The 24,167-nt window shown below is 72.1% G+C and carries 26 protein-coding genes; 18 read left to right on the top strand and 8 right to left on the bottom strand.

What is annotated here, in order from left to right; translation table 11 throughout:
* Positions 1–5: 5 nt before the first annotated feature.
* Positions 6–290 (bottom strand): DUF2171 domain-containing protein, encoded by a 285-nt coding sequence (locus tag ElP_RS31770; RefSeq protein ID WP_145277140.1) that lies wholly within the window; start codon positions 288–290, stop codon positions 6–8.
* A gap of 253 nt (positions 291–543) precedes the next feature.
* On the opposite strand from ElP_RS31770, the gene ElP_RS31765 reads away from it, so the two are divergent.
* Complete coding sequence (locus ElP_RS31765; RefSeq protein ID WP_145277138.1) at positions 544–999, top strand: hypothetical protein; 456 nt, start codon at positions 544–546, stop codon at positions 997–999.
* Positions 1,000–1,107: 108 nt separating this feature from the next.
* On the opposite strand, the gene ElP_RS31760 is transcribed toward ElP_RS31765, so the two are convergent.
* Together ElP_RS31760 and ElP_RS31755 are read right to left on the bottom strand one after the other, a co-directional pair.
* The gene (locus ElP_RS31760) at positions 1,108–1,320 is read right to left on the bottom strand and encodes a hypothetical protein (protein ID WP_145277137.1); all 213 of its coding nucleotides are present in this window, start codon (positions 1,318–1,320) and stop codon (positions 1,108–1,110) included.
* A 165-nt stretch (positions 1,321–1,485) separates the two neighbouring features.
* The gene (locus tag ElP_RS31755) at positions 1,486–1,740 is read right to left on the bottom strand and encodes a hypothetical protein (RefSeq protein ID WP_145277135.1); all 255 of its coding nucleotides are present in this window, start codon (positions 1,738–1,740) and stop codon (positions 1,486–1,488) included.
* 267 nt (positions 1,741–2,007) lie between these two features.
* On the opposite strand from ElP_RS31755, the gene ElP_RS31750 reads away from it, so the two are divergent.
* Positions 2,008–2,577: a hypothetical protein gene (locus tag ElP_RS31750; protein ID WP_145277133.1), complete on the top strand. Its 570-nt coding sequence runs from the start codon at positions 2,008–2,010 to the stop codon at positions 2,575–2,577.
* A gap of 103 nt (positions 2,578–2,680) precedes the next feature.
* Positions 2,681–3,097 (top strand): DUF1801 domain-containing protein, encoded by a 417-nt coding sequence (locus ElP_RS31745; protein WP_145277131.1) that lies wholly within the window; start codon positions 2,681–2,683, stop codon positions 3,095–3,097.
* Positions 3,098–3,142: 45 nt separating this feature from the next.
* Here ElP_RS31745 and ElP_RS31740 read toward each other — a convergent pair whose 3' ends face one another.
* Complete coding sequence (locus tag ElP_RS31740; protein ID WP_145277129.1) at positions 3,143–4,507, bottom strand: MFS transporter; 1,365 nt, start codon at positions 4,505–4,507, stop codon at positions 3,143–3,145.
* A 170-nt stretch (positions 4,508–4,677) separates the two neighbouring features.
* Between ElP_RS31740 and ElP_RS31735 the strand changes: the two genes are divergently transcribed.
* From ElP_RS31735 to ElP_RS31710, 6 genes are read left to right on the top strand one after another with little or no spacing between them, the layout of a single operon-like run.
* Positions 4,678–4,911 carry an addiction module protein gene (locus ElP_RS31735; RefSeq protein ID WP_145277127.1) on the top strand — a complete coding sequence of 78 codons (234 nt, stop codon included), beginning with the start codon at positions 4,678–4,680 and terminating at the stop codon, positions 4,909–4,911.
* Complete coding sequence (locus tag ElP_RS31730) at positions 4,904–5,197, top strand: type II toxin-antitoxin system RelE/ParE family toxin (protein ID WP_197446532.1); 294 nt, start codon at positions 4,904–4,906, stop codon at positions 5,195–5,197. The genes ElP_RS31735 and ElP_RS31730 overlap by 8 nt, the downstream gene beginning before the upstream one ends.
* A 55-nt stretch (positions 5,198–5,252) precedes the next feature.
* Entirely contained in the window at positions 5,253–5,576 is a 324-nt protein-coding gene (locus ElP_RS31725) for a glutaredoxin family protein (protein WP_145277123.1), read from the top strand.
* Positions 5,577–5,585: 9 nt separating this feature from the next.
* On the top strand, positions 5,586–6,305 hold the full coding sequence (locus ElP_RS31720) for a TIGR04282 family arsenosugar biosynthesis glycosyltransferase (protein ID WP_145277121.1): 720 nt from the start codon (positions 5,586–5,588) through the stop codon (positions 6,303–6,305).
* A gap of 36 nt (positions 6,306–6,341) precedes the next feature.
* Complete coding sequence (locus ElP_RS31715; RefSeq protein ID WP_145277119.1) at positions 6,342–7,967, top strand: hypothetical protein; 1,626 nt, start codon at positions 6,342–6,344, stop codon at positions 7,965–7,967.
* On the top strand, positions 7,968–9,677 hold the full coding sequence (locus ElP_RS31710; protein WP_145277117.1) for a hypothetical protein: 1,710 nt from the start codon (positions 7,968–7,970) through the stop codon (positions 9,675–9,677).
* 41 nt (positions 9,678–9,718) lie between these two features.
* On the opposite strand, the gene ElP_RS38940 is transcribed toward ElP_RS31710, so the two are convergent.
* Positions 9,719–10,732, bottom strand: a complete 1,014-nt coding sequence (locus ElP_RS38940; RefSeq protein WP_197446531.1) for a hypothetical protein — start codon at positions 10,730–10,732, stop codon at positions 9,719–9,721.
* Between the two features lie 450 nt (positions 10,733–11,182).
* Between ElP_RS38940 and ElP_RS31700 the strand changes: the two genes are divergently transcribed.
* Complete coding sequence (locus ElP_RS31700) at positions 11,183–11,752, top strand: PEP-CTERM sorting domain-containing protein (protein ID WP_145277115.1); 570 nt, start codon at positions 11,183–11,185, stop codon at positions 11,750–11,752.
* 776 nt (positions 11,753–12,528) lie between these two features.
* Here ElP_RS31700 and ElP_RS31695 read toward each other — a convergent pair.
* On the bottom strand, positions 12,529–14,034 hold the full coding sequence (locus ElP_RS31695) for a hypothetical protein (protein WP_145277113.1): 1,506 nt from the start codon (positions 14,032–14,034) through the stop codon (positions 12,529–12,531).
* A 376-nt stretch (positions 14,035–14,410) separates the two neighbouring features.
* On the opposite strand from ElP_RS31695, the gene ElP_RS31690 reads away from it, so the two are divergent.
* The 7 genes from ElP_RS31690 to ElP_RS31660 all read left to right on the top strand — a co-directional run bounded on the left by ElP_RS31690 (position 14,411) and on the right by ElP_RS31660 (position 20,129).
* Positions 14,411–14,911 (top strand): YybH family protein, encoded by a 501-nt coding sequence (locus ElP_RS31690; RefSeq protein ID WP_145277111.1) that lies wholly within the window; start codon positions 14,411–14,413, stop codon positions 14,909–14,911.
* 425 nt (positions 14,912–15,336) lie between these two features.
* A complete protein-coding gene (locus ElP_RS31685) occupies positions 15,337–15,864 on the top strand; it encodes a DUF2306 domain-containing protein (RefSeq protein ID WP_197446530.1) in 528 nt (175 codons plus the stop codon).
* Between the two features lie 190 nt (positions 15,865–16,054).
* A complete protein-coding gene (locus ElP_RS31680; RefSeq protein WP_197446529.1) occupies positions 16,055–16,567 on the top strand; it encodes an REP-associated tyrosine transposase in 513 nt (170 codons plus the stop codon).
* Between the two features lie 235 nt (positions 16,568–16,802).
* Positions 16,803–17,447: a DUF2628 domain-containing protein gene (locus ElP_RS31675; RefSeq protein WP_145277105.1), complete on the top strand. Its 645-nt coding sequence runs from the start codon at positions 16,803–16,805 to the stop codon at positions 17,445–17,447.
* A gap of 493 nt (positions 17,448–17,940) precedes the next feature.
* On the top strand, positions 17,941–18,507 hold the full coding sequence (locus tag ElP_RS31670) for a dihydrofolate reductase family protein (RefSeq protein ID WP_145277103.1): 567 nt from the start codon (positions 17,941–17,943) through the stop codon (positions 18,505–18,507).
* 83 nt (positions 18,508–18,590) lie between these two features.
* Entirely contained in the window at positions 18,591–19,133 is a 543-nt protein-coding gene (locus ElP_RS31665; protein ID WP_145277101.1) for a hypothetical protein, read from the top strand.
* A 186-nt stretch (positions 19,134–19,319) separates the two neighbouring features.
* Positions 19,320–20,129 (top strand): SAM-dependent methyltransferase, encoded by an 810-nt coding sequence (locus ElP_RS31660; protein ID WP_145277099.1) that lies wholly within the window; start codon positions 19,320–19,322, stop codon positions 20,127–20,129.
* A 202-nt stretch (positions 20,130–20,331) separates the two neighbouring features.
* Here the strand turns inward: ElP_RS31660 and ElP_RS31655 are convergent, their stop codons facing one another.
* Positions 20,332–21,516: a zinc-dependent alcohol dehydrogenase gene (locus tag ElP_RS31655; protein WP_145277097.1), complete on the bottom strand. Its 1,185-nt coding sequence runs from the start codon at positions 21,514–21,516 to the stop codon at positions 20,332–20,334.
* A gap of 97 nt (positions 21,517–21,613) precedes the next feature.
* The gene (locus tag ElP_RS31650) at positions 21,614–22,387 is read right to left on the bottom strand and encodes an SRPBCC family protein (RefSeq protein ID WP_197446528.1); all 774 of its coding nucleotides are present in this window, start codon (positions 22,385–22,387) and stop codon (positions 21,614–21,616) included.
* 268 nt (positions 22,388–22,655) lie between these two features.
* On the opposite strand from ElP_RS31650, the gene ElP_RS31645 reads away from it, so the two are divergent.
* Positions 22,656–24,017, top strand: a complete 1,362-nt coding sequence (locus ElP_RS31645; protein ID WP_145277094.1) for a Gfo/Idh/MocA family oxidoreductase — start codon at positions 22,656–22,658, stop codon at positions 24,015–24,017.
* Positions 24,018–24,167 lie beyond the last annotated feature (150 nt).

Here is a 24,167-nt window from a genome sequence, read left to right as displayed (position 1 = left end):
ATCGATCAGGCCGGCTGCCACTGGGCGTGGACCTCGTTGTGGTCGCGGTCCAGGTGGATGTGGTCGTGGACCTTCGCGACCCAGGCCATCGGGATCCGATGGTGCTGGCCGTCGGGGCTGTCGTTCTTGGTGAGCTTGATCGTGTCCCCCTCGACGTGGTCGACCTTGCCGACCTTCGTGCCGCAGGAGGCATAGACCTCCATGTGCTCGCGGATGTCGGCGGGGGACCCGACCGCGCCCGTGCTCTCCGAGAGGGACGCGGCGGTCTTGTCGGGATGCTCGTTCGCCATGGCTCGCTCCTTGCAGCTCCGGGATGCTTCCGCTGATCCGAGGGTTTGTCCTCCGGCTCGGGCGATGCAAGGGGCATGCCACCCGGACGGGCGGCCGGGGTCGCCCCGACCCCCGGGTCCCCGGGGCCGGTCGGTGGTCCCCGGCCCGCCGAGCCGAACCGCCCCGGCGGCCAGGGCATCCGATTTGCCGCGTTGGCCCCCCGATCACCGGGCGGCTCAGGCCGCCTTCACCCCCAGACCGGGAGGACCGGCCATGTTCCCGACGACCGCCGATCGGGTGTCCGAGAACACCGCCGCGCACGTCAACGAGCGGATCCGCCGGGAGACCCGGTGGCAGGCCGAGCGGATCGCGGCCCGGGGGCCGCTGGCCGTCCGGCGCCGGCTCCGGGAGCTGGACCGGGAGTGGGACATCGAGCGGACCCTGGAGGCCAACGCCGCCACCCTCTCCGCCGCCGGGGCCGCGCTGGCGCTGGGGGTCGATCGCCGGTTCGCGGCCATCCCGCTGGTGGTCGGCGGCTTCCTGCTCCAGCATGCGTTGCAGGGCTGGTGCCCGCCGCTCCCCCTGTTCCGGAGGCTGGGGGTCCGCACGCAGTCCGAGATCGACGCCGAGCGCTATGCCCTGATGGCCCTCCGGGGCGACTTCCGGGGGGTCGACGAGGGGCCGTCCGCCGCTCGGGCCGCTCGCGCCCTCGACACGACCAAGAGCTGACGCCCGCCCGCCGACGTCTCCAGGCACCGGCAGCCGGCTGACTCGGGCCCGGCGCACCCGTCGCCCTCCCGGCGGCCCCGGGCCGGGGCCCCGGGGCGATGGCCGACCCTACAGGCCGATCAGGATGGCGATGATCCGGGACTCGCCGCCGGACCCCGGGGCCCGTCCCGGGTCGGTCGGTTGGGGGTTTCCCTGCTCGACGTGGGGGAGCAGGAGCGAGGCCGGGGCGCCCTGGGTCGAGGCGGCCAGGCCCGACTGGAGGTGGCGCCCTTCGAGGCCTTCCAGCACCGGCGCCACCCGACGATCTTTCGGACGTCTCATCGTCACGATCCTCCCATGATGGGGACGAGTTCCCGAGGGCCGAGGCCCTCCCCCCGTCCAGGACCCGGTTCGAATGCCGACGCGCCTGCGACCCGGCCCGGGGCGAAGGACGACCGGAGGCCGGGGCCCCGCTCGTCCGCCTCGGCCCCCGGCAGGGGGCCCGGGTCAGTGGCCCGGGTAATCGATCGGCTCCTCGCCCAGCCGGGGGAGCCCCGGGGCGGTGATCGAGCCCTTGTCGGAGCCGATCGGGGGCGTGAAGGCGGTCGAGTCGCCGACGGCCGCGACCGGAGGCCCCGGATCGGGCCGGGGCAGGGGCCCGAGCCCGACGCTCAGCAGGACCCGGCCGTCCAGCGGCTCGACGCCGGGTCGCAGGGCAGGCCGGGCCCCGAAGCGGGCCCGGCGGAAGCGCGTTGAGGCCATGGGACGCTCCTCGGCTCGGGGGGACCCCCCCGCCCCGTCGGGGGGATCGGGTCGGGCTCGCCGCGACGGCGAGTCATCAAAGCACTCGGGTTCGAGCACCCGTCGGCGACACGGCCCCCGCCCCGGCGGCACCGCCCGGCGGGCGAGGTGGCGTCCGATCGACGCAGGGAGGCCCGCCTGTCGCCGCCCGATCCGGGGATCCGACTCCAGATTGACAGGGCCGTCGTCCCGACACATGATGAAGGCCCGGGACCGGAGGTCAGAGCCATGGCTGTCTGGCGAATGAGGCCGCCGAACGTGCGGCAATCGGAGAACACGTGCTGGGCCGCCGCGGTGGCGTCGTGGAGCCGGGTGACGGGCGGGATCCCGAACTGGATGAAGGTCGACGACGTGGTCGACGAGTTCCGCTCCTGGACGCCGGACCCGGTGATGGCCGACCGGGCGCTGAAGACCCCGCAGGGGTGGATCCAGTTTGCCGACGAGTACGACCTGGAGATCGAGGAGATCCTCATCCAGCAGCTCGTCGAGGAGGGCGGCCGGTGGGTGTATCGCTCGGCCACGCCGTCGAGGGGGGTGTCGCACACCAGGACGAAGGACCTGGCGCTGTCCCATTTCGCCGAGAAGTTGCAGTCGAGCCACGTCCTCGTCGTCCTGCCCCCGGCCGACCAGGCCGACCCGGCGCACACCGTCGTCGTCTACGGGGCCGACCACAGCCGGGTCTTCTACATGGACCCGAACGCCCCCTGGGAAGAGGACGCCCTGCGAGAGCGGGTCCGATATGAGGACTTCGGCCAGTGGGGAGGCGCCCCGCGCTATCTCCTGATCTGGAAGAAATGACGACCCGGAGGGCCCGTCGGCGTCGGGCCCCCGGCCGATCATGCCCCGGGTTCTCCGGGCCCGACGCGATGGCCCCGGGCGACCCCGAGGAGGGACCGCGAGCATGGCCGAGCTGAAGACGGGGCCCAACGACCGCAGCGTCGCGGAGTTCCTGGAGGGCGTGCCCGACGAGCGGAGGAGGGCCGACGCCCTCGCGGTGCTCGACCTCATGCAGGAGGCCACCGGCCTGGAGCCGAGGATGTGGGGCGACAGCATCGTCGGCTTCGGCTCGTTCCGCTACAAATACGAGAGCGGCCGGGAGGGGGACTGGTTCCTCGCCGGCTTCTCGCCCCGCAAGCAGAACCTGACGCTCTACATCATGTCCGGCTTCGATCGCGAGGCGGAGCTGATGCAATCCCTCGGCAAATACAAGACCGGCAAGTCCTGCCTGTACCTCAAGCGGCTCGACGACGTCGACCCGCAGGTCCTCCGCGAGCTGGTGAGGCGGTCGGTCGAGCACACGAGCCGGACGCCCTCGTGAGCGAACGGGCGGGGGTCGGCCCGCCCCGCCCCCGCCGGGGCCCGGTCAGGCCGACGCCGCCGCCGTCCCCGCGGGCTCCCGGGGGAGCACCGGGGGCCGGGCCGACCAGACGGCAATCCCGGCGAGCACGGGGAAGGCCATCAGGGCCATCAGCGCCAGGTCGTACCGGCCGAGCAGGTCCTTGGCCAGGGCCAGCGGCAAGGGCCCCAGCGCCGAGGCGCCGATGACCAGCGACATGGCGATCCCCTTGATCGACCCGAAGTGACCCCGGCCGAAGAAGCCGGCCAGCGTCACCGCCCCGCAGCAGCGCTGGATGCCCGTGTGCAGGCCGAGCAGCGCCGAGTAGATCAGGGCCGTGCCCGGGGTGACCGGCACCAGCAGGAAGGTCATCGCCACGGCCATCAGGGCCATGCTCGTCGCCAGCAGCCGGCGGGGGGCGACCCGGTCGGCCAGGGCCCCGCCGACCAGGCTCATCACGCAGGCGAAGGCGGCCTGGATCGTCAGCAGCGAGAGGGCCGCGCCGCCGGAGAGCCCGCGTTCGCCCAGGATCGACACCTGGTGGAACACCAGCCCGGTCGAGACCATCGCGCTGGTGCTCAGCGCCGCCACCACCTTCCAGAACGACGCCGTCCGGATCGCCTGTCCCGAGGTCCACGACGCATACGAGCCGCCCGCCGCCGACCCCCCGGCGCCCTCCGGCGGGGCGATGCGGTCGGGCTCCAGGCCGAGGTCCTCCGGACGGTTCCGCACCAGCAGCAGGGCCGGGAGCATCAGCAAGGCCCAGACCCCCAGTCCCAGGCCGACCCAGGCCCCCCGCCAGCCCAGGCCCTCGATCATCGCCAGGTTCCCGGCGGGGAAGGCCATGAAGGAGAGGGTCGAGCCCAGCCCGAGCAGGCCCATCGCCAGGCCCCTCCGCCGCTCGAACCACTGGCTGACCATCCAGGTGCCCACCAGCGTCAGCGCCCCCTGGCCGAGCGACCGGACGCAGGTCAGGCCCAGGTACAGCCCCAGCAACGCCCCCACCCCGGACATCCCCAGGCAGGCCAGGCCCAGCAGGGCGGCCACGACCGGCAGCACCAGCCTCGCCCCCTTGCGGTCGAGCAGCCGGCCGATCACCGGTAGCAGCGACCCGCTGATCAGCGTCGCCACGAGGTACGCCAGGGAGTACTGGCTCCGGGCCAGGCCGAGGTCGGCCAGCATGGGGTCGATGAACGCCGCCATCGAATACGACTGCCCCGGCCCGGACATGAACATCGCCGTCGCGGCGACGCCCAGGATGACCCAGCCGTAATAGTATCGCCGACGTCCCGGTGTCGGAGACTTCGGGAGGGGCTCGGCCCGGGGGGTGTCGAGGGCGGGGTAGGGAGGGCGGGGGAGAGGAGGGGCGGGGGGGGTTGCTGTCGTGCTCATCGGAACACGATCGCAAATCGCCCGCCGACGCTCAAGCCGAACCGGCCGTCCCGGGCGGCCCTCCTCGGGGAATTCACGCGGATCGGCGAGTCCTCGGATTCGCGGAGGGTCGCACCGCGGTCGACCGACCGCTATGATCGAACGCGAGACGCACCCGGGAGACCGCCTCCATGACAGAGGACGCCGAACACGTGCTGGCCGACGCGCTGAAGCTGCCCGAGGGGGATCGCCTGGAACTCGTCGAGGCGCTGATCGTCTCGTTCCAATCCTCCGAGGCTCCCCCCTTCGACGATTCCTGGCGCGAGGTCATTCGCCGTCGATCGGCCGAACTGGACTCCGGCGAGGTAGAACCGGTGCCCTGGTCGGAGGTGAAGCGTCGAGCCCGGGAGGCGGCTGGTGGATGACCTCCGGCTTCACCCGGAGGCCCAGGCCGAGTATCAGGCTTCTCTGATCTGGTACCGGGGCCGCAGCCCCCAGGCGGCGAATCGGTTCGAGGTGGAGTTCGAACGAGCCCTCGGGATGATCGCGAAGAGCGCCGCGATGTTTCCCCTGTACGATGACCAGCACCGCTTCGTGATGCTCCGACGATTCCCGTATGGCGTGGTTTACCGGGTCCTACCGGATCGAATCGTCGTCGTTGCCGTGGCCCACTCGCATCGAGCGCCGGGATACTGGAAGGGACGAGTTTGAAGCCGGTGCCCGGTTCGCTGGGATGAGTGCCCTGTTCGGGAGGTCTCCGGAACCGATGCGACTGCCGCTATTGAGCCGCCTGCTCGCCCCCCGGGCGAGGGCCGATCACCTGGTCGTCACCGTCTACTCCCGGGCCGAGTGCTCCTGCTGCGATCGGGCCAGGGCGGTGATCGAGCCCCGACGCCTCCGGCACGGGTTCCGGGTCGAGGTGGTGGACGTGGACGCCGACCCGGCGCTGGCCGAGGCCTACGGGGGCCTCGTCCCGGTGGTCAGCGTCGACGGCAAGGTCCGGTTCCGGGGCGAGGTCGACCCGGCCCTGCTCGACCGGCTGCTCGAGGCCGAGGCGGACAGGAAGACACACATTCAAGCGTCGAGTTGAGGTGATCGCGTGGCGTGGCCGATGCCGGGAGGGGCGGTGCTGGGGATCTTCGGCAAGAAGCCGGAGCCGGGCAAGGTGAAGACGAGGCTGGCCGCGGGCTTCGGCGACGGGTTCGCCTGCGAGGCGCACGAGGCGATGCTCCTGGACACCCTCGACGCCTGGGCCTCCGACCGCTTCCTCGCCCCCGGGGGCCGGCGGGTCTTCGTCTACTCCCCCGGGGACGCCGGCCCCTGGTTCGACCCCGTCGTGCCCCCCGGCCTGGTCATGCAGCCCCAGGCCGGGGGGGACCTGGGCGCCCGGATGCGGGCCTTTTTCGAGGGGGAGTTCGGGGACGGGGCCGACCGGGTCGTCCTGATCGGCTCCGACAGCCCGACGCTGGACCCCTCGATCGTCATCGGCGCCTTCCTCTGCCTGGAGTCGAAGGACGTGGTGCTCGGCCCGGCGACCGACGGCGGGTACTACCTCGTCGGCTGCCGGCCGCCGGTCCCCCCGATCTTCGAGGGGGTGGCCTGGGGCACGTCGGCCGTCCTCGGCCAGACGCTCGACCGCCTCCGGGGTGCCGGCCGGTCGCTGGCGGTGCTGCCGCCGTGGTACGATGTCGACGCGCCCGACGACTGGAGGCTGCTCGGCTCCCACGTCAGGGCGATGCGGCTCTCCGGCATGGACCCCGGCCTCCCCCGGGTCGAGTCCCTCCTGCCCCGGGTCCTGCCGGCCCCGGGGACGCCCTGATCGGGGTCGAGTCAGTCGAGCGGAGCCCCTCGCCCGATGAAGCGTCTGGTCCCGGTCGCCTTCGCGCTGACGATCGCCCTGGCGGCCTCGCGGTCGGCGTTCTTCCTCGCCAACGCGGCGGTCCTCTACGGAGACCCGCTGGAGGCGTTCTACCTCGAATCGAAGTTCGTCCACCTCTGCTGGCGGGCCCAGGCCGGCGAGGCGCTCTATCCCGACTACCGGATCGAGCCCCACGTGGCGAACTTCTTCTCGCCGCTCTACTTCCTGCTCGTCGGCGGGCTGGGCCGGCTCGCCGACGCCGACCTCGACGCCCTGACCCGGATCGGCCGGCTCGGCTCGGTGGGGCCGAGCCTGGCGGCGGCCCTGGTCGTCGGCCTGGCCAGCGGCCGGAGGTACGGCCGGCGGGCGGGGGTGCTCTCGGGGTTGATCGGCCTCAGCTCCGCCCCCTTGATGCCCTTCGGCGCGATGGCCCGGCCGGACCTGCTGGCCGACACCCTCGGTTTCGCCGGGTTCCTGGCCGCGATCTCGGCCCGACCCCGCCGGCAGTGGATCGGCGCCGCCCTGCTGGGGGCGGCGATCCTGACCAAGCAGACCAGCGGCGTCTACCTGCTCGCCGCCTCGGCCGGGCTGCTGGCCTCGGGCCGCTGGAAGGCGTCGGCGGCGGTCGGCCTCGGACCCCTCCTGGCGGTCGGGGCGATCGTCGGCGTGGCGACGGTGCGCGACGGCCCGATGTTCGTCCTGTCCCTGCTGGGGGAGCGGGAGATGGGCTGGGACCCGGTCTTCTGGGTCATGGCGAACCGGGCGATCGTGGAGCGGGCCCCGGAACTGCCCTACTTCGCGGCGGTCGGCCTGGTGCTCTGGGTCGCGCGGAGGCCGAGGGAGCCCGCCCTGGCGGCCCTGGCCGTCCTGGTGCCGGCGGCCGCCGTGGTCACCTCGGCCAAGATCGGCTCGGACCTGAACTACTTCCTCGGCCTCCGGCTCGTCTCGGCGATGGGGGCGGGGGCGGCCTGGGGGGCCGAGCTCCGACGCCCCGAGGGGGGGGAGCAGGGCGGGCCGGCCCGCCCCCGGCCCCGGCCCCGGTGGGGATGGCTGGCGGTCGCGCTGGTGGGGACGCTCGCGATGGTGCCGGGCCTCCGGGACGCGGCCCGGGTCTTCGGCGAGTCGAGGGCCGAGGCCCGCTTCTACTCCTCCGACCGGGGCCGGGCGGTCCTGGAGGCCTACCGCCTCTTCTTCGACCTGGCCGAGGATCCCGACCGCCCGATCCTCACCGACAGCGGGCCGATCCTGCTCCGGATGAGGGGGCGGGCCCCCTTCGCCGACCCCTGGCTGTTCCGGAGCCTGGCGATCGACGGCCGGCTCCGGCCCGACGACCTGAGGCGCCGGGTCGTCCGGGGCGAGTTCGAGGCCGTCATCTCCACCGGGGACCTGCGGGCCCCGATCGCCCTGAACCACCAGTTCCTGCTGCCGCCGGGGTTGATCGTGCCGGTGAGGGCGAGCTACCTGCCGGCCTTCGCGATCGACCCGGGCGACGACCGCCATGCGCTGTACGTCGACCTGCCCCGGGTCCGGGTCGGCCCGCCGCCCCCCCAGGTCGTCGCCGCCTCCCGCCTCGCCCCCAGGACCGTCGACCCGGGCCCCGGCCCGGGGGAGGAGGGTCGCTGAATGCGGACCCTGCTCCGGCCGCTCCTGGCGCTGCTGCTCGTCATGGCCCTGGCCCGGGCCGGGCTCTTCGTCTCCTACGCCGCCGCCCTGGTCGTCTCCCCCCTGGAGGCGTACCACCTGGAGGCGAAGTCCGTCCACCTCTCCTGGAGGGCCCAGCACGGCGAGCCGCTCTACCCCGACTGGCGATCGGGGCCCGTCCACGTCTCGAACTTCTTCGGCCCGCTCTACTTCCTGCTCGTCGGCGGGCTGGGCCGGCTCGTCGACGCCGACCTCGACGCCCTGACCCGGATCGGCCGCCTGGTGACGGTCGCCGCCGGGGCGGCCGCGGGCCTGGCCGTGGGGGTGGCCTCGGGCCGTCGGGAGGGGGTCCTCGCCGGGATCTTCGCCGGGCTGCTGGCGATCGGCCCGGCGCCGATGATCGGCTTCGGCGTCATGGTCCGGCCCGACGTGGTGGCGGACCTGCTCGGGTTCCTCGGCTTCCTCCTGGCGGCCGGCGGGGGGAGGACCCCCCCGGGCCGTCGTCGGCTGGCCCTGGGGGGGGCCTTGCTGGTGTCGGCGACCTTCGCCAAGCAGACGACCGCCCTCTACCTGCTGGCGGCGGTGCTGGCCCTGGCGATCTCGGGATCCAGGAAGCAGGCGATCGCCCTGGCGGTCGGCTCGGCCCTGGCCTCCGCCCTGGTCGTGCTCGGGGTGACGCTCGCGGTCGAGCCCAGGTTCGCCGCCGACCTGCTCGGCGAGGCCGGCACCCCCTCCTCGGCCGAGGGCTGGCGCCACGTCCTCTGGAGGCTCTGGACCCTCTCCCGGGAGCTGATCGTCCTGCCCGCCGTCGGCTTCGGCCTCTGGGCCGCCCGGAAGCCCCGGGACTGGCCGGCGCTGCTGGCCCCGGCGGCGATCCTCGTCGGCAGCAGCGCCGCCGTCCTGATCTGGCCGGTCGACCCCAACCCCCTGATCGTGCTCGCCGTCGCCCTCATCCCGGTCGGCTCCGCCGGGCTCTGGGCGACGATCGACCCCCGACGCCCCCGGGACCTCCCCCTGGCCACCCTGGCCGCCGTGCAGCTGGTCGGCTCGACCCTGGCCGCCGCCAAGCTCGGGGCCGACCTGAACTACTTCCTCGGCCTCCGCCTCGTCGCCGCCCTGGCCGGGGGCTCGGCCTGGGGGGCCGCCCGGCGCTTCTGCTCCTCGCCCGCCCCCGCCCCCGGGCCCGGCCGGCTCCGGGCCGCCCGGGGCCTGGCCGCGACGGCGGCGGTCGCCCTGCTCTGCTACGCGATGATCCCCGGCTCCCTGCACGCCTTCGAGCAGATGCAGACCGCCCGACGCCTCGTCGCCTTCATCTCCGGGCCGGGGCGGGCCGGGCTGGACATCCGCCGGGAACTCTGCGACCAGGCGGCCGACCCCGGCCTCGCCATCCTCTCCGACTGCGGGGAGGTCCAGCTCCGCATGGGGGCCCGCGCCCCCTTCGTCGACCCCTGGCTCTTCCGCGTCATGGTCACCACCGGCCGGATCGACCCCGCCGAGATCCGACGCCGCCTGGAGGCCGCCGAGTACGACGCGATCGTCACCACCAAGGACCTCTTCGACGCCCGGGATCCCTACGACACCTACGACTTCGGCCTCCCCCCCGGGCTGGCCGAGGCCGCCCGGCGCCACTACCGCCTCGTCGGCACCGCCGGGGGCCTGTTCCTCTACGAGCCGAGGGGGCCGGGTCGGTGACCGACGCCGAAGGCCCCATCCTGAAGCCGACGGCCCCTCGATCAGCGCGGCGGGGTCGCCGAGGGCAGGGGGGGAGATCCCGGGACCGGCGGGGGGGCCGTGGGGGCGGGGTTGACCTCGGGGATCGCCTCGAGGGACCGGGGCGAGAGGCCCGACTCCGGCTTCGCGGTGATCAGCACCAGCCGCTCGACGACCGACGGCCGCCCCCACTTCTCGGCGCCGGAGCGCGCCCCCAGGCTCACCAGCAGGCTCTCCCCCCGCTTCAGTTCCCAGGACCCTTCGACGTGGGACCGGATCACCTCCGGCACCTTGAAGCTGGCCTGGAGGCTCATCGCGCCGGCCTTGGAGACGCTCGGGTCGTCCGGCTCGCCGCCCCGTCGCCGGAAGAGGCCGAGGATCGGCCGGTCGTCCCCCGAGGCATTGCCGTCGATCGCGTCCTCGAAGGTGCCGGTGTGCACCTGCTGGATGCTCGATTCGTCCAGGTTCAGGCCCAGCATCAGGCCGCCCCCGGCCGAGGGGCTGGCCGAGACGGCCAGATCCACCCCGTTGTGCATCTGCTCCAGCACCGGCGAGTAGGAGACGTCCTGCTGCGGCTGCCCCGGGCCGCCGGCCCCGACGGGGGATCGCTCCATGTCGACGACCAGCTGCACGGTCGACCCGGTCAAGGTCCGGGCCGACTCCCCCGCCCCGGCCATCGCCGGGGGGGCCTGCATCAGCAGCGACCGGTTCGACCCCTGGACGTGCGCCATCAGGGCCTCGACGGTCAATTCGTCGACGGCCCAGGTGGTCACCCCCGCCTCCCAGCCCAGCCGCCGGGCCTTGCCCCGCAGGGTCCCCCGCCAGTCCAGGCCCTCGACCTGGATGTCCTTCACCTCGAAGGCGTAGCGGGGCCCCCCGCCGACGGCGGTTCCCCCCGGCCCGGCCGGCACCACCGCCGGGGCCGCCGGGTCGGTCGAGGGCACGGGGGCCGTCGGCAACTGCAAGGGCGTCTGCAACGGGGCCGGGCCCCACGGCGACGCCGGGAGCGAGGCCGCCAGGACGATCGCGAAGAGCATCGGGAATCCCTCCCCTGTCGATTCCGGGCCCGGGCCGAGCGGGCGACTCGGTCCGATCCGACCCGACTGTCCGGGTGCCGAGGGCCAGGCCGTCCCCGGCCGGCCCCCGGCGCGGCGGATCATAAGCCGATCCGCCCGCATGGTCAACCGCGAGCGGGCCGCGAGCGGGGCCGGATCGACGACCTGGCGGCCCCGGCTCCCGACCGGCGTCCGCCCCGATGCCCGGCCGGGGGCCGAGGCCGGCGGGGCCGGGCCGCCCCTCGTCGGGCGACGCCGGGATGGAGGCCGGTGCGGGGGTGATGGAAAAATGCATCACCCGCTTGCACATGCGCGGTTGGGTCGGTCTCATGTGCCGAGCCCCATCACGGGTGATGACCTGTTCGCGGTCTCCCCTCCCCGCCCGATGATCGTGGCCCGCATCCCTCGATCCTCATTCACGGAGAAGACTCGATGACGAGTTCCCGCACGCTCGCGCTTTGCGCCGCGATCGCCGCGTCGACGGCCTCGGCCGCATCGGCCGAGTCCTACACCTTTGACATCAGCGGCCTGTCCACCTTCACCGACTCCTTCGACGACGCCTTCCCCACCCTGACCCACGACTTCGGCGTCGAGGGCACGGTGGTCGGCGTCGAGTTCGACGTCAACTACGAGTCGTTCGACCCGAGCTGGGTCAGCGAGGTCCTGATCGCCGTCGACACCGACGACGACCTGTCGCTCGACGCCGACCTCGACATGTTCGACTACGGCGCCCCGGATTCCCCCGGCACCTTCGCGGCCAGCGGCTCGATCGCCGCCAACTCGTTCTCGTCCAACGGCGTGGTCTACCTGACCCTCTACGAGTTCTTCGACGACGGCTCGGTCGACCCGGACGCCACCTTCGGCGCCGGGAGCCTCGTGACGGTCCTCTTCACCCCGACGGCGGTCGCCATCCCCGAGCCCTCCTCGATCGCCCTCTGCGGCCTCGGCCTGGCCGGTGGCCTGGCGGCCGGGCTGCGTCGCCGACGCCGCCCGTCCCGCTGACGGTCCCCGACGAATCCTCCTCTCCCACGGCCTCCCGACCCCGGCCCGGACCCCCGGGCCGGGTCGGGCTGGCCGATCTCCCCCCGCCTCGGCCGCCGCCCCCCCCGGTCGGTCAACCCCGGGCGGCCGACGGACCCGGGCCGAGGCCCATCGGTCATCCCGCCCCTCGGACGTCGGGCCGAGCGACACGTTCACCTGACCCATTTCCGCAGCCTCATGTGAAGGGTGACCGGGGTCTCGCCTTCGAGATCCCGGTTTCCGGGCGAGCCGGGTTCTCGAAGGCGAGACCCCAGTCGTCCCATCAACACCGTCGAACGGGTCCTCTCGGCGGGCTTCCTCGGTCCGATCCGGGGGAGCCGGGGCCTGGCCGGGCGCCCGGTGCCCGAGGCCGTCGGCCGGGGGCCGCTGCGCGGACCCCGGCCACCCCAACGATCCGTAATCCGGGCAATCCGTTCCTCATCTGCGGGATTGACTTTATCATCAGTCGCCTTCGGGGCGCCGGGGCCTCGCGGACAAGGCCCCGGCGCCCCGAAGGCGAGTCACCCAGCCGATGCGGGATTACCCCGATCGAGGGGAGTCGGGGCCTGGCCGCGCGGAGCCCCGGAGGCTCCGGGTCGGGTCGAGGACGCCCGGGGCGGACGGGGGAGGCTCGGGGCCCTGGAAACCGTCGGGGGGCCGGAGGGAGGGGCCCGGTGACGACCCGGTGCGCGAAACGGGCCGGGGCGGGTGGATCCGGGAGTCGCGTCGCAATTCAAAATCCTTGAACGACTTGCGGGTCAGGAAGTCCGGTCGCGAGGGGGCCGAAATGGGTTCGTTCCGCTCCGGCGCACCGGGTCGGGAGTGCCGCTCGCCGGGGGGCCGGCCGGCGGTCGGGGCGGGCCGATCGGCGGTCGGGGCGGGATCGTCGGCGGCCGTCGCCCCGGGGAGGGCGGGGGCAGACGGCCGGGTCGGGGGCGTCGGGTCGAGGTGGGGGACCGTCGGGGGGAGGACGGCCCGGGGGGGCGGGGCGGGGGCGATCGTCGAGGGAGGGGGAGGCGTCGGGGCGGCCGGGCCGGGGGGGCCGTCGAAGGCCGGGGACGGATCGGGGGCCGAGGGCTCGGGGGAGGGAGGGGGCCCGAGGTCGAGGGCCCGGGGGAGGGAGGGGGCCCGAGGTCGAGGGCCCGGTCGACCCGGGGAGCCGGGGCAAAGGGCCCTCCCCGATCGCCGTCGCCGTCGCCGTCGCCGTCGGGGGCGGGCGTCGGGGGCTTCGGGTCGGGGAGCGGGTCGAGGGGGGAGAAGCCGGGGGGGGCGGGGGCGGCGTCGACCTCGCACCACCAGCCGCCGCCGACGGGGACGCGCAGCAGGGTGCAGCCCTGGGCGGCCTTGGCCAGCTCGATCTGCTCGCGGCGGCGGCGGTCCCGGATGTTGAGGTAGAGGCGGACGGCCGCGTTGGCCGACCGGTCGGAGGCGACCTCGTAGCGGTGGTGGAGCTGGGCGTCGGGGGCGGTGTCGGCGGCGGCGGCGGCGACGGCGACCGAGCGGCACTCGGGCCCTTCGACGGCCTGCCACGCGTCGTCGCGGAGCCGCTCCACCCGGTCGAGCTGTCCGGCGACCATCGCCCGGAGCGCCTGGCGGGCGGCCCCCGGCTCGGCGGGGAGCCGGGCCTCGGCCTCGGAGACGCGGGGGAGCCGGGTGATCCTGCCGGGCGAGCAGGCCTCGGCGAGGATCCAGAGGGCGCGGAGGGCGGGGTCGGCGTCGGGAGCAGGCGTCCCCTCGGGCAGGCCGAGCAGGTGCTGGGTGCGGGTCAGCCGGAGCTGGTCCCAGGGGGCGCCGACCCGGAGCAGGGCGTCGAGGGCCTGCCAGCGGCCGATCAGCCAGTCGCAGCCGAAGGCGGAGGATTCCAGGTCGGGCAGGACGTTGCTCGGGTCCAGGGCGAGGGTCTGGGCGAGTTTCCGGGCCCTGGCCTGCCGCCGCTTCCGCCAGCGCTCGGCGGCGTCATGGGCGGCCGTGCCCCGGTTCTCCTCCCGGGCCCGCTCGATGCGGTCGGCCCGCACGGCGCCGACGGCGGCCCGGCGGATCAGGTGGCGTTCGACCGCGTTGCAGGGCCCGGCGTCCCGATCCCAGCGGTCCAGCTCGGCCTGGTACCGGGGCCGGTCCTCCTCGCGGACGACGACCTCGGCGGCCATGCCGTGGACCAGCCCGTTCATCCGGCTCCGGGCCTTGCCCGCCTCGGTCCTCGGCCCGGTGGACCGCATCGCGTTCCGACGATTGGCCTCGACCTGCTTCTCCGACGGCGTCTTCATGGGTCGATGTCTCAAGGGTGCCCGGCGCATCTCGCCCCGGCCGCCGCGCCCCGGGACCCCATCGTCCCGCCCGATCGGCGTCGGCCGTACACCCTTAAGATCAGGAAATCGGGCCCCCTCAGTCACTTTATCCGGCGGGCGGGCCGAGAATCCTCCCTCGGCCCCGGCCCGATCTTGGCGGGGAGGGGCGGGGCACGTTTGTCGCTTCCTGTTCGTCTGTATAATACCGGGATTTCACTTGCTATCGTCTTAGGCATCAAGGGATGATCGAGACGTGGATCGGGATCATACGGACGAATAGGCATGATTTTTCACGAAAGTTCGTCCGGCTAAACAAAGTTAGGCGGCTCAAGAACCTTCTCCAGGAGACGATGCGATGCGCACCTTCACGACGCTGATCGCTCCGATCGTCGCCCTGTCGTTGCTGGTCGCTCCGGTGGCGGCGCAACAGCAGGAGACCGGATCGGGCGAGGAGGCGATGCAACTGGCCCGAGAACAGACCGAGTCCTACGTCGCGGCCTACAACGCCCACGACGTCGCCGCTCTCGCCACGAGGTACACCCCTGACGCCGACTGGATTTCCTCGCTCGGGGACGAAGTCATCACGCACCATGAGGGACGTGCGGCGATCGAGCAATTTTACAGGGAGACCTTCGCGAACTCGCCGCAGATCCGGGCCCAACTCACCACGGAGCATGCCCGGTTCGTGACGCCGGACGTCCTCGTCAGCGACCTCACGTGGTCCGTCACCAACTCGACGCGGACCGACCGCCCGAGCCGGGGCCGGGGCACGGTCGTCTCCCTCCGCGGAGACGATCGGTGGATGACCTGTTGTGTCCGGCTCGTCATGACGCCGCCGACCAACGCCGGGCGTTAGTTAACAGCGGGACACGATCAGGTCTTCGTGGGTATGTCCATACCTTGGTCGGACCGCCTAACCTCGCGCTGCGGCGGACCCGGCCGCCGCGGGCGCTCTCCGGTATCATCAGGGCCACTGGTCGGCGGCCGGTCCGCTGAGCTTTGGCGTTAGGCGGCGAATTCGCGCGTTGTCGGAGCGGAGTGGGATGGGATGAGATCGACCAACTCTATGGTCGTGTCTCCCGAAGCGGGGGGAGGGCACCCGTGACTCCGGCATCACCATCGCAAAGAACCGGCGGCGGATTCTCGCATTTAGTTGTCACCGCATCTTGGGTCGTCGTGCTCTGCCTCACGACTCACTACGTAAGCACTCGGGCCCTCAGATTTCTTGTGGTTACTCCCCAGGCATACGGCCTCTATTTCTGGCCGCGCGCGAGCTGGCTCTTGCTTCACGTTTTGGCCGGTCTGGTCGCCATCGGCACCGGCTTGCCGCAGTTCTGGCCGCGACTTCGGAGGGACCACGTCAAAGTGCATCGTGTCGTCGGGCGCGTGTATCTCTCCAGCGTCGTGCTCGGCGGGGCCACGGGCCTCTTTCTCGCCACAACCAGCCGCGTGACACCGACCTACGCTGCCGGCCTGGCCTTCCTCTCCGTCGCTTGGCTGACGACCTCCGGGATGGCGTTCGCAGCGATCCTCAATCGGAACGTCGATCAGCACAAGCAATGGATGATCCGCAGCTATGTGGTGACATTGGCATTCGTCTCCTTCAGGCTCGGGGAGGACGTCTTGGCCTACTGGGGCATCGGCACGAAGGCGGATCGCCTGTCCGTTATGAGCTGGGCCTGCTGGGCCGTCCCGCTCCTCTTCACTGAAATTGCTTTCCAGGCGAGGCCAGTATTCCTGGGAAGGAGGGCGGCTCCGACAGGTGACTGGAGCAGGGCCTTCGAGCCTCGGATTGGGGGTCCCGCCTAACCTTGCGAGCGGGTGGCACTGGCGGACGATGGGTGCTCATGTCTGGGTGACACTGGCCCCGCCAGTGCTCCGGTCCGTCCCGACACGGGCGGAGCCAGTGGCACCCGCGGGTGGCCGGGACAACGTGTTGTCCCGGTCGCGAAGCGACAGGAGGCTTGAGGTCAGTCATCGCGGGCACCAGGCTCGATGCATGGTCAGGAAGCGGACGTTCGACCGGGAGGGCCACGCCCACTTCGTGACCTTCTCGTGCGATCGGCGTCACAGGCTGCTCGATCACGACCGAGCCAAGCAGGTCGTGCTGGGAGTCCTCAATTCCCAACTCAGCCGGCAGGACGGGCGGTGCGTCGGGTTCGTGGTCGTGCCCGATCACGTCCATGCCATCGTGTGGTTCCCCCGCCCCGACCAGATCAGCCACTTCATGACGCAGTGGAAGCAGCGTCGTTCCGTCCAGATCAGGCGCCTGGTCCGCTGCTGCCTGCTCGGGTATGCCGGGACGATCGACCTGACACAGCCGGTCTGGCAGGCCGGGTCTAATGAGTTCAATCTGTTCACCGAGCGGAAGACCGAGGAGAAGCTGATCTCCATGCACCTGAACCCGGTGCGGGCCGGGCTCGTCGAGAGGCCGTGTGATTGGCCGTGGAGTTCTGCCCGATCCTACGAGACGGGCCGATCGGTGGGCGTCCCCGTCGCCTGGCCCTGCTGACCTCGTGTCGCTTCGCGACCGGGCCGACACGTTGTCCCGGCCACCCCGCGCGATAGGATGAGACGGGCCGATCGGTTGGGGCTCTGGTCGCCCGGCTCGATTGGCTTGTTGTCGCTTCGAGATCGGGACAACACGTTGTGTCGTCCCGGCCACCGCGCGGTTGCCCAGCCCCGGTCTCCTGTGTCCAGATGGCGTAGGCCCCTTGAGGGCAATCTCCTCAGCGAGGCACCATGCGATGTCTGCTAATGATGATCGTTCGCTGCCCGAGAACCCCTATGCGGCGCCCGAGTCGGGATCGATCGGGGCGCGATCGGTCCCTGCCGAGACACCCGAACAGCGAGATCTTCGGGCTTTTGTTGGCTCGAATGCGGATTACTACCTCAGGCGGTGGACTCACCTTTTGGAGCGGGAGTCGGCCGGGGCTGGGTTCAACCTGGCTGCGTTCCTCCTGTCCGGCTTCTGGCTTGTTTATCGCAAGATGTACAGGGTGACCGCGATTTTCTTCGCCGTCATCCTCCTGGAATCCGTCGTCGAGGAAGTGATCTTCGTGGTCGTCCTCGGGAACGAGGCGGTCCCGGCCGGCCGGGGTCTGGTGGTCGGGCTGGTGGCGGCGATTGTCTGCGGATCTTATGGGAATCGTTGGTATTACTCGCACGCACGCAGGGTGATCTCGGATGTCCGGGCGCAGGGACTGGGAGAGCAGGCGGTCGCCGGAGCGCTTGCTCGGCGGGGAGGGACGAGCCTCGTCGCGGCGATCGGGTTGTTCGTGTTGTTCCTGGTCGTGACTTTCGCCGTCTTCATCGCTCTGGCCTTCGTCTTGTATCCGGCCGAAGCGTTCGCAAGCCGCTCGGCCGGGGCGGCGGTTGGGTGCTTGATCTGATTGCGAGTCTCCCTGACCGCCGGTCGAAGTCACGGGCGGGAAGGTGGCGCTGATCGGAGACCGCTTCCGGATGGCACTGGCCGCTTGCCCGCCCGTGAGCTGGGCCGGTCGATGACACTGGCCGACGAGCGGTCATTGCCACCCGGTCGGGCCGGCACCGGCGGAGACACTGGCACCAGGCGTACACCCTTGAGATCAGGGAATCGGCCCTCGCAGTCACTCTTTTTCTTTTTGGACTTGCGAGGCTGAGAATCCTTTCGCCAGACCGAGCCTGGGACGAAGGCGTGCGTTGTACTCAGGGTGGCTCGTGGGGATGATGGATTCCGGGTCCTGGGTGCGGCGGACGGCCGGGGCCGGGCGGGGCGTGCCCCGGGATCGTTGGCGGCTGAATTCGGGGCACGCCCCGCCCGGCCCCGGCCGCCTGTCTCGATTGACCTCATGTCGCTTCGCGAGCGGGACGACCCGTCGTCCCGGTCACCCGGCGGGGGGACCGATGAGAACCATCGTCTACTCGGTTGCCATGAGCCTGGACGGGTACATTGCCGGGCCGAACGGCGAATTCGACTGGATCCCGATGGACCCGGAGTTCGACTTCGGCGCCCTGTTCGCCCGGTTCGATACCGTCCTCATGGGTCGCCGCACGTTCGAGATCGCCCGGGCGCAAGGCCAGGGGATGGAGATGCCGGGCGTCCGGTCGGTGGTCGTGTCGCGGACGCTCAACCCCGAGGACTACCCGGGCCACACCATCCTCGGGGACGGGCTCGGCCCTGCGCTCTCGCAGATGCGAGCCGGGCCGGGACGGGACATCTGGCTGTTCGGCGGCGGCGGCCTGTTCCGGAGCTTGCTCGACCTGGGGCTGGTGGATCGCATCGAGGTCGCGATCGCCCCCGTCCTCCTGGGCGGCGGCGTGCCGTTGCTGCCGGCCGGGGCGGCACGCACCCGGATGAAGTTGGTCGAGAGCAAGCCGTACCCCGCGACCGGGACCGTGGCGCTCGAATACGCTGTTGAGCAGGAGCCCGAGGGCGGCCGGGGCGACGCGGGGCGTCCCCCGGGGGCGTAGGCGCCGAATCCGGGGTACGCCCCCCCCGGCTCCGGCCGCCCGCCCGGCCGTCCCGCGTCGCACGTACGGAGGCCGCGTCGTCGATGAGCTTCTCGCTTGAATGTTCGTGCGGTCGATCGCTCGCCGTGCAGGCCGCGCAGGCCGGCACGACGCTGCGTTGCCCCTGCGGGGCCGAGGTCGATGTCCCGAGCGTCGGCAGGCTCCGCGAACTGGCGGGCCGACTCGCCTACGAGGCCGGGACGATCGACGTCATCCGCGGGATGCTGTGGCGGGGCGAGTTGCCCGCCGGGGATCGCTGCGCGATCAGCGGCGAATCGACCGACGACGTCGCCGACCTCTCCGTCGAGGCCGAGCGGATCTACCCGGGCGGCGACCACCGGGCGTATGCCTGGCTCGGCCTGCTCGTGTCGCCGATCTTGCTGCTGGGCCTCTTCCAGGAACCCCGGCCGGATGTCGGCCGCGAGACCATCGTACCGACCCCCCTGCGGGTCGCCTCGTGCTATCATCCCAAGCTCCGGCGGTCCGGCCAGCGGGCGTTGAAACGCTGGCTCCGCACCGTCCCGATCTACGCGAGGCTGCTGGAGGAATTCCCGAGGGCCCGTGTCAAGGTCGGGGAGACCGCATGACCGCCCTCGCGGCCTCTCCTGTCATGGGCGTACCGTCGACGGCGGGTGGCACCGTTCGAAGGCGATTTCTGGGTGGCACTGCACGCCGCCACCGCCACCCGGCCCGCCTGGCTCGATCGACCTCGTGTCGCTTCTCGACCGGGACGACCCGTCGTCCCGGCCACCCCGCGGAGGGGACTCGTCGAAATGGATGATCGCCTCAACTCCCCGCGGTTCCCCCGCTCCTCGGCATATCACCCCGAATGGCTTCTCGCGGGCGTCAGCGGCGGGGCCAATCCGTTGTGGATGACGGAGTGGCTCTGCGAGGCGCTCGACCTCCGAGCGGGGATGCGCGTGCTCGACCTCGGCTGTGGGCGGGCCGTCTCGTCCATCTTCCTCCGCCGCGAGTTCGGCGTGCAGGTCTGGGCCGCCGACCTCTGGTTCAGCCCCTCGGAAAACCTCAGGCGCGTGCAGGACGCCGGCGTCGGGGATGGCGTCTTCCCGATCCGCTGCGACGCCCGGGCGCTGCCGTTCGCCGCCGACTTCTTCGACGCCATCGTGTCCATCGACTCATTCGTCTACTACGGCACCGATGACCTCTATTTGGGCTCCCTCGCCCGGTTCGTGAAGCCGGGCGGCCTGGTGGCGATCGCCGGGGCCGGGCTGGTCCGGGAGATCGACGGGCCGCTCCCCGACCACCTCCGCGGGTGGTGGACGCCGGACCTCTGGTGCCTGCACTCGGCGGCCTGGTGGCGTCGGCACTGGGAGCGGACGGGCATCCTCGACATCCAGTCGGCCGACACCCTGCCCGACGGCTGGCAATTGTGGCGCGACTGGCACGAGGTGGTCGCGCCGGAGAACGCGGCCGAGATCGGGGCGCTGGAGGAGGACCGTGGCCGCTATCTCGGCTATGTCCGCGCCGTCGGCCGTCGCCGTGCGGATGTCCCCCTGGAGGAGCCGATCGTCTCCATCCCCGCTAATTACGAGAGGCGGCCGTTCCTCCGCGACTCGGGGTAGCGTCACCGTCCTCTGGGCGAGCCGCGGGTGGCCGGGACGGCGGGTCGTCCCGGCCTCGTCGCGACGCGAGGCGTGAGGACGGCGGCGGCCGGCCCGGCACCGGAGGAGCCCGTGGCAGCCGGGGTCGGCCGTTCGCCGAGGCCACCCGCCGTCATGCGGCATCCGCCCTCGGCTCGCCGCGCCTGATGCCCTCGGCCGGGGTTCAGGGGGAGAGCACGACCTTGACGCACTCGTCGGGCTGGAAGCGGAAGGTGGAGTAGCCCTCGGCGGCGGAGGAGAGGGGGAGGCGGTGGGTGATGAGGAAGGTGGTGTCGATCTCCCCCTTCTCGATGCGGTCGGTCAGGGGCCGGAGGTAGCGGTGGACGTGGGTCTGGCCCATCTTCAGGGTCAGGCCCTTGTTGAAGGCGGCACCGATGGGGAACTTGTCGACGAGGCCGCCGTAGACGCCGGGGATCGACACGGTGCCCCCCTTGCGGCAGGAGGTGATCGCCTGGCGGAGGACCCGGGCGCGGTCGGTGGTCAGGTACATGGCGGCCTTGGCGTAGTCGTACAGGGCGTCGACGCTGTGGCCGTGGGCCTCCAGGCCGACGGCGTCGATGCAGGCGTCTGGCCCTCGGCCGCCGGTGGTGTCCTTGAGGTACCAGAAGACGTCGACGTCCTGGTAGTTGATCGCGTCGGCGCCGCAGTGCTCGCGGGCCATCCGGAGGCGGGACTCGTAGTGGTCGATGGCGATGACGCGGCCGGCGCCCAGCAGGTAGGCGCTCTTGATGGCGAAGAGGCCGACCGGGCCGCATCCCCAGACGGCCACGGTGTCGCCGGCCTTGATGCCGGCGTTCTCGGCGGCCTGGTAGCCCGTGGGGAGGATGTCGGTGAGGAAGAGGACCTGCTCGTCGGTCAGGGCGTCGGGCACCTTGAAGGCGCCGGTGTCGGCGTAGGGGACGCGGACGTACTCGGCCTGGCCGCCGGCGTAGCCGCCCATCAGGTGCGAGTAGCCGAAGATGCCGGCCGGGGCGTGGCCGTAGGCGGTCTCGGTGAGCGAGGCGTTGGGGTTGGAGTTGTCGCAGAGGGAGAATTGGTCGCCCTTGCAGAAGGAGCACCGGCCGCAGGCGATCGGGAAGGGGACGACCACGCGGTCTCCCACGCCGAGCTTCGGGCCGCCGTTGGCGTTCACGCCGGGGCCGAGCTCGACGACTTCCCCCATGAACTCGTGGCCGAGGATGTCCCCCGGCTGCATCGTCGGGATGTAGCCGTCGTAGAGGTGGAGGTCCGACCCGCAGATCGCCGTGGACGTGACCCGGATGATCGCGTCCCTCGGGTTGAGGATCTTCGGGTCCGGCACGTTCACCACGCGGACATCCTGCTTGCCGTACCAGCAGAGGGCCTTCATCGTTCGACGACCTTCTCGACGGGGGAAATCGGGGGTGGGGATCGCCGGATGGCGGATGGGGGATGTGGGTCATCGGCCATCCGCCATCCCGGCGGCGTCAGGCCCGGCCGGAGGGCTGGCCGGAGATGGTGGCGACCTCGCCGGCCTCCATCAGCTGCTTCAGGCGGCGGAGGTTCTCCCGGGTCACGCTGGTCGGGTCGTGGCCGAGGAGCTTCGCCAGGCCGACGGTCAGCTTGCCGCCGGGCGGGTCGAACTTCTGGTTCACCCGGACCTCCGTGCCCCTCCCCCCGGCGGCGGGGGAGAAGCGGACGGTGCCCGCCGTGGCGAGCTGGGCGCCGGGCAGCGACCGCCAGGAGATCAGCCGGCCGGGCTCGTCGTTGTGGATCTCGGCGTCGTACTCCAGCGTCAGCCCCATCGGCCCGCCGACCACCCAGTGCGAGTGGATGCCGTCGGCCGAGGTGACCTCGACCACGTCGGTCATGAACTTCGAGAGGTTGGCGTGGTCGCGCCAGAAGAGGTAGATGTCGTCCGGGACGCGGTCGATGATGATCGACTCCTCGACCCGCACGCCCTGCTGCGCCGGGACGGCGCCATAGGGGCCCTGCTCGGGCTCCGAGGTGTCCATGCCGATCGCCTCGTAGAGCGAGCAGTGCCCGGTGGTCCCCCGGGCGAGCAGCGCGGCCCCCATGCCGGCGGCCAGCAGGCCCTTCAGGCCCCCCCGGGCCAGGCCGACCACGATGAGCGCCCCGCCGCCGACCTGCGAGACGAGCCGCTCGGTCTGCCCCACGTTCACCCGGCGTCGATCGCCCTGGGCCTGCCACAACTCCCGGCCGGCCTGCTGGCCCTGCCGGATCGATCCTGCCGAATTCATGAGTTGATCCTCCCTTCGAGATGGTCCGACGGCGACGCGTGCCGAGGCCCCCGGTCCCGATCCGGGTGCCCCGCCCGACCGCGCCGCCCTGGGCGGTTGGCCGGGATGAGCGAGCAATTGCGGTGCCGCCCGCCCTCGGCCCGGGGCCGGCGGTCGCTGGCCTCCCGCCGGCGCCGGGGGTAGGATCGGGGGTACGTCCCCTCGCTCCCCGGGCCTCGGCCCCGGGCGACCCACTTCTCCCGACTCGGAACCAGAGACGAGGCACCCCATGACCCCGAAGAAGGGACTCTCGCGTCGGAATTTCGTCGGCTCGGTCGGCGTCGCCGCCGGCGCCGCCACCTTCGGCATCCGGGCCGCCGGCGCCTCGCCGGCGCAGGACCGCGTCCGGCTCGGCCTGATCGGCGCCGGCAGCCGGGGCAACCAGCTGCTCGGCGAGTTCCTCCCCCGCAAGGAGGTCCAGTTCGTGGCCGTCGCCGACGTGGACGACAACCACGCGAACGAGACGGCCGACCGGATCGCCAAGGACGGCGGCTACGACCGCCCCGAGGCGATGCGAGACTACCGCACGATGCTCGACCGCGACGACCTGGACGCCGTCGTCATCGCCACCCCCGACCACTGGCACGCCCACCCCACGATCCACGCCTGCCAGGCCGGCAAGGATGTCTACGTGGAGAAGCCCCTGGCCCACAACGTGGCCGAGGGCCGGGCGATGGTCGACGCCGCCCGCAAGCACGAGCGGGTCGTCGCCGTCGGCACCCAGCAGCGCTCCAGCGACAACTTCAAGACGGCCGTCGAGTCGATCCGACAGGGCAAGATCGGCCGGGTCCACTGGATCCAGACCTGGAACTTCGAGAACATCAGCCCCTACGGCATGGGCATCGCCCCCGACAGCGAGGCCCCCTCCTACGTCGACTACGACGCCTGGCTCGGGCCCGCGCCGGCGCGGCCATTCAACATCAACCGCTTCCACCTCCTCTTCCGCTGGTTCTTCGATTACGCCGGCGGCATGATGAGCGACTGGGGCGTGCACCTCAACGACATCGCGCTGTGGGCGATCGACCAGAAGGGCCCGTCCACCGTCAACACCACCGGCGGCATCTGGTGCGTGAAGGACGACCGCGACACGCCGGACACCATGCAGGTCGTCTACGAGTTCCCCGGCGACTGCGTGCTGACGTACTCGATGCGCAAGGGGAACGGCATGCCGATGAACGGCCACGGCTACGGCATCCTCTTCTGCGGCACCGACGGCTCGCTGTTCATCGACCGCTCCGGCCACGAGATCATCCCCGACAAGCTGGCCGAGCCCTACGGCATCAAGCTCATCAAGGGGGAGGTCCCCACCCGGACCATCAACACCCAGGCCGAGCAGGTGAAGGCCGAGGACGACGGGCTCCCCAACCACGTCGACGACTTCCTCCGCTGCCTGAAGACCCGCGAACGCCCCGTCTGCGACGTGGAGGTCACCCACCACTCCACCAATACGACGCACCTGGGGAACATCTCCTACGTCCTCGGCCGCAAGCTGACCTGGGACGCCGAGACCGAGACCTTCCCCGGCGACGACGAGGCCAACCGCCTCCTCTCCCGCCCGTATCGCACCGGCTATGAGCTGCCGAAGGTCTGAGCCGGCCCCGACGCGGGCCCCCCGCCCCTCGCCCGCTCCCCGAAGGCGGGAGCGGGCGAGGCTCGTCGAGTCGGCCTCCGTCCCCCTCTCCCCGCTCGCGGGGAGAGGGCCGGGGTGAGGGGTCCCGGCGTTCGCCCTGAAGCCTTGCGA

Origin of the sequence: Tautonia plasticadhaerens, from assembly GCF_007752535.1 — a bacterium.
Taxonomy (GTDB): domain Bacteria; phylum Planctomycetota; class Planctomycetia; order Isosphaerales; family Isosphaeraceae; genus Tautonia; species Tautonia plasticadhaerens.
The sequence above is the reverse complement of the archived record's forward strand: the minus strand, read 5'-3'. Positions and strand labels throughout refer to the sequence as shown.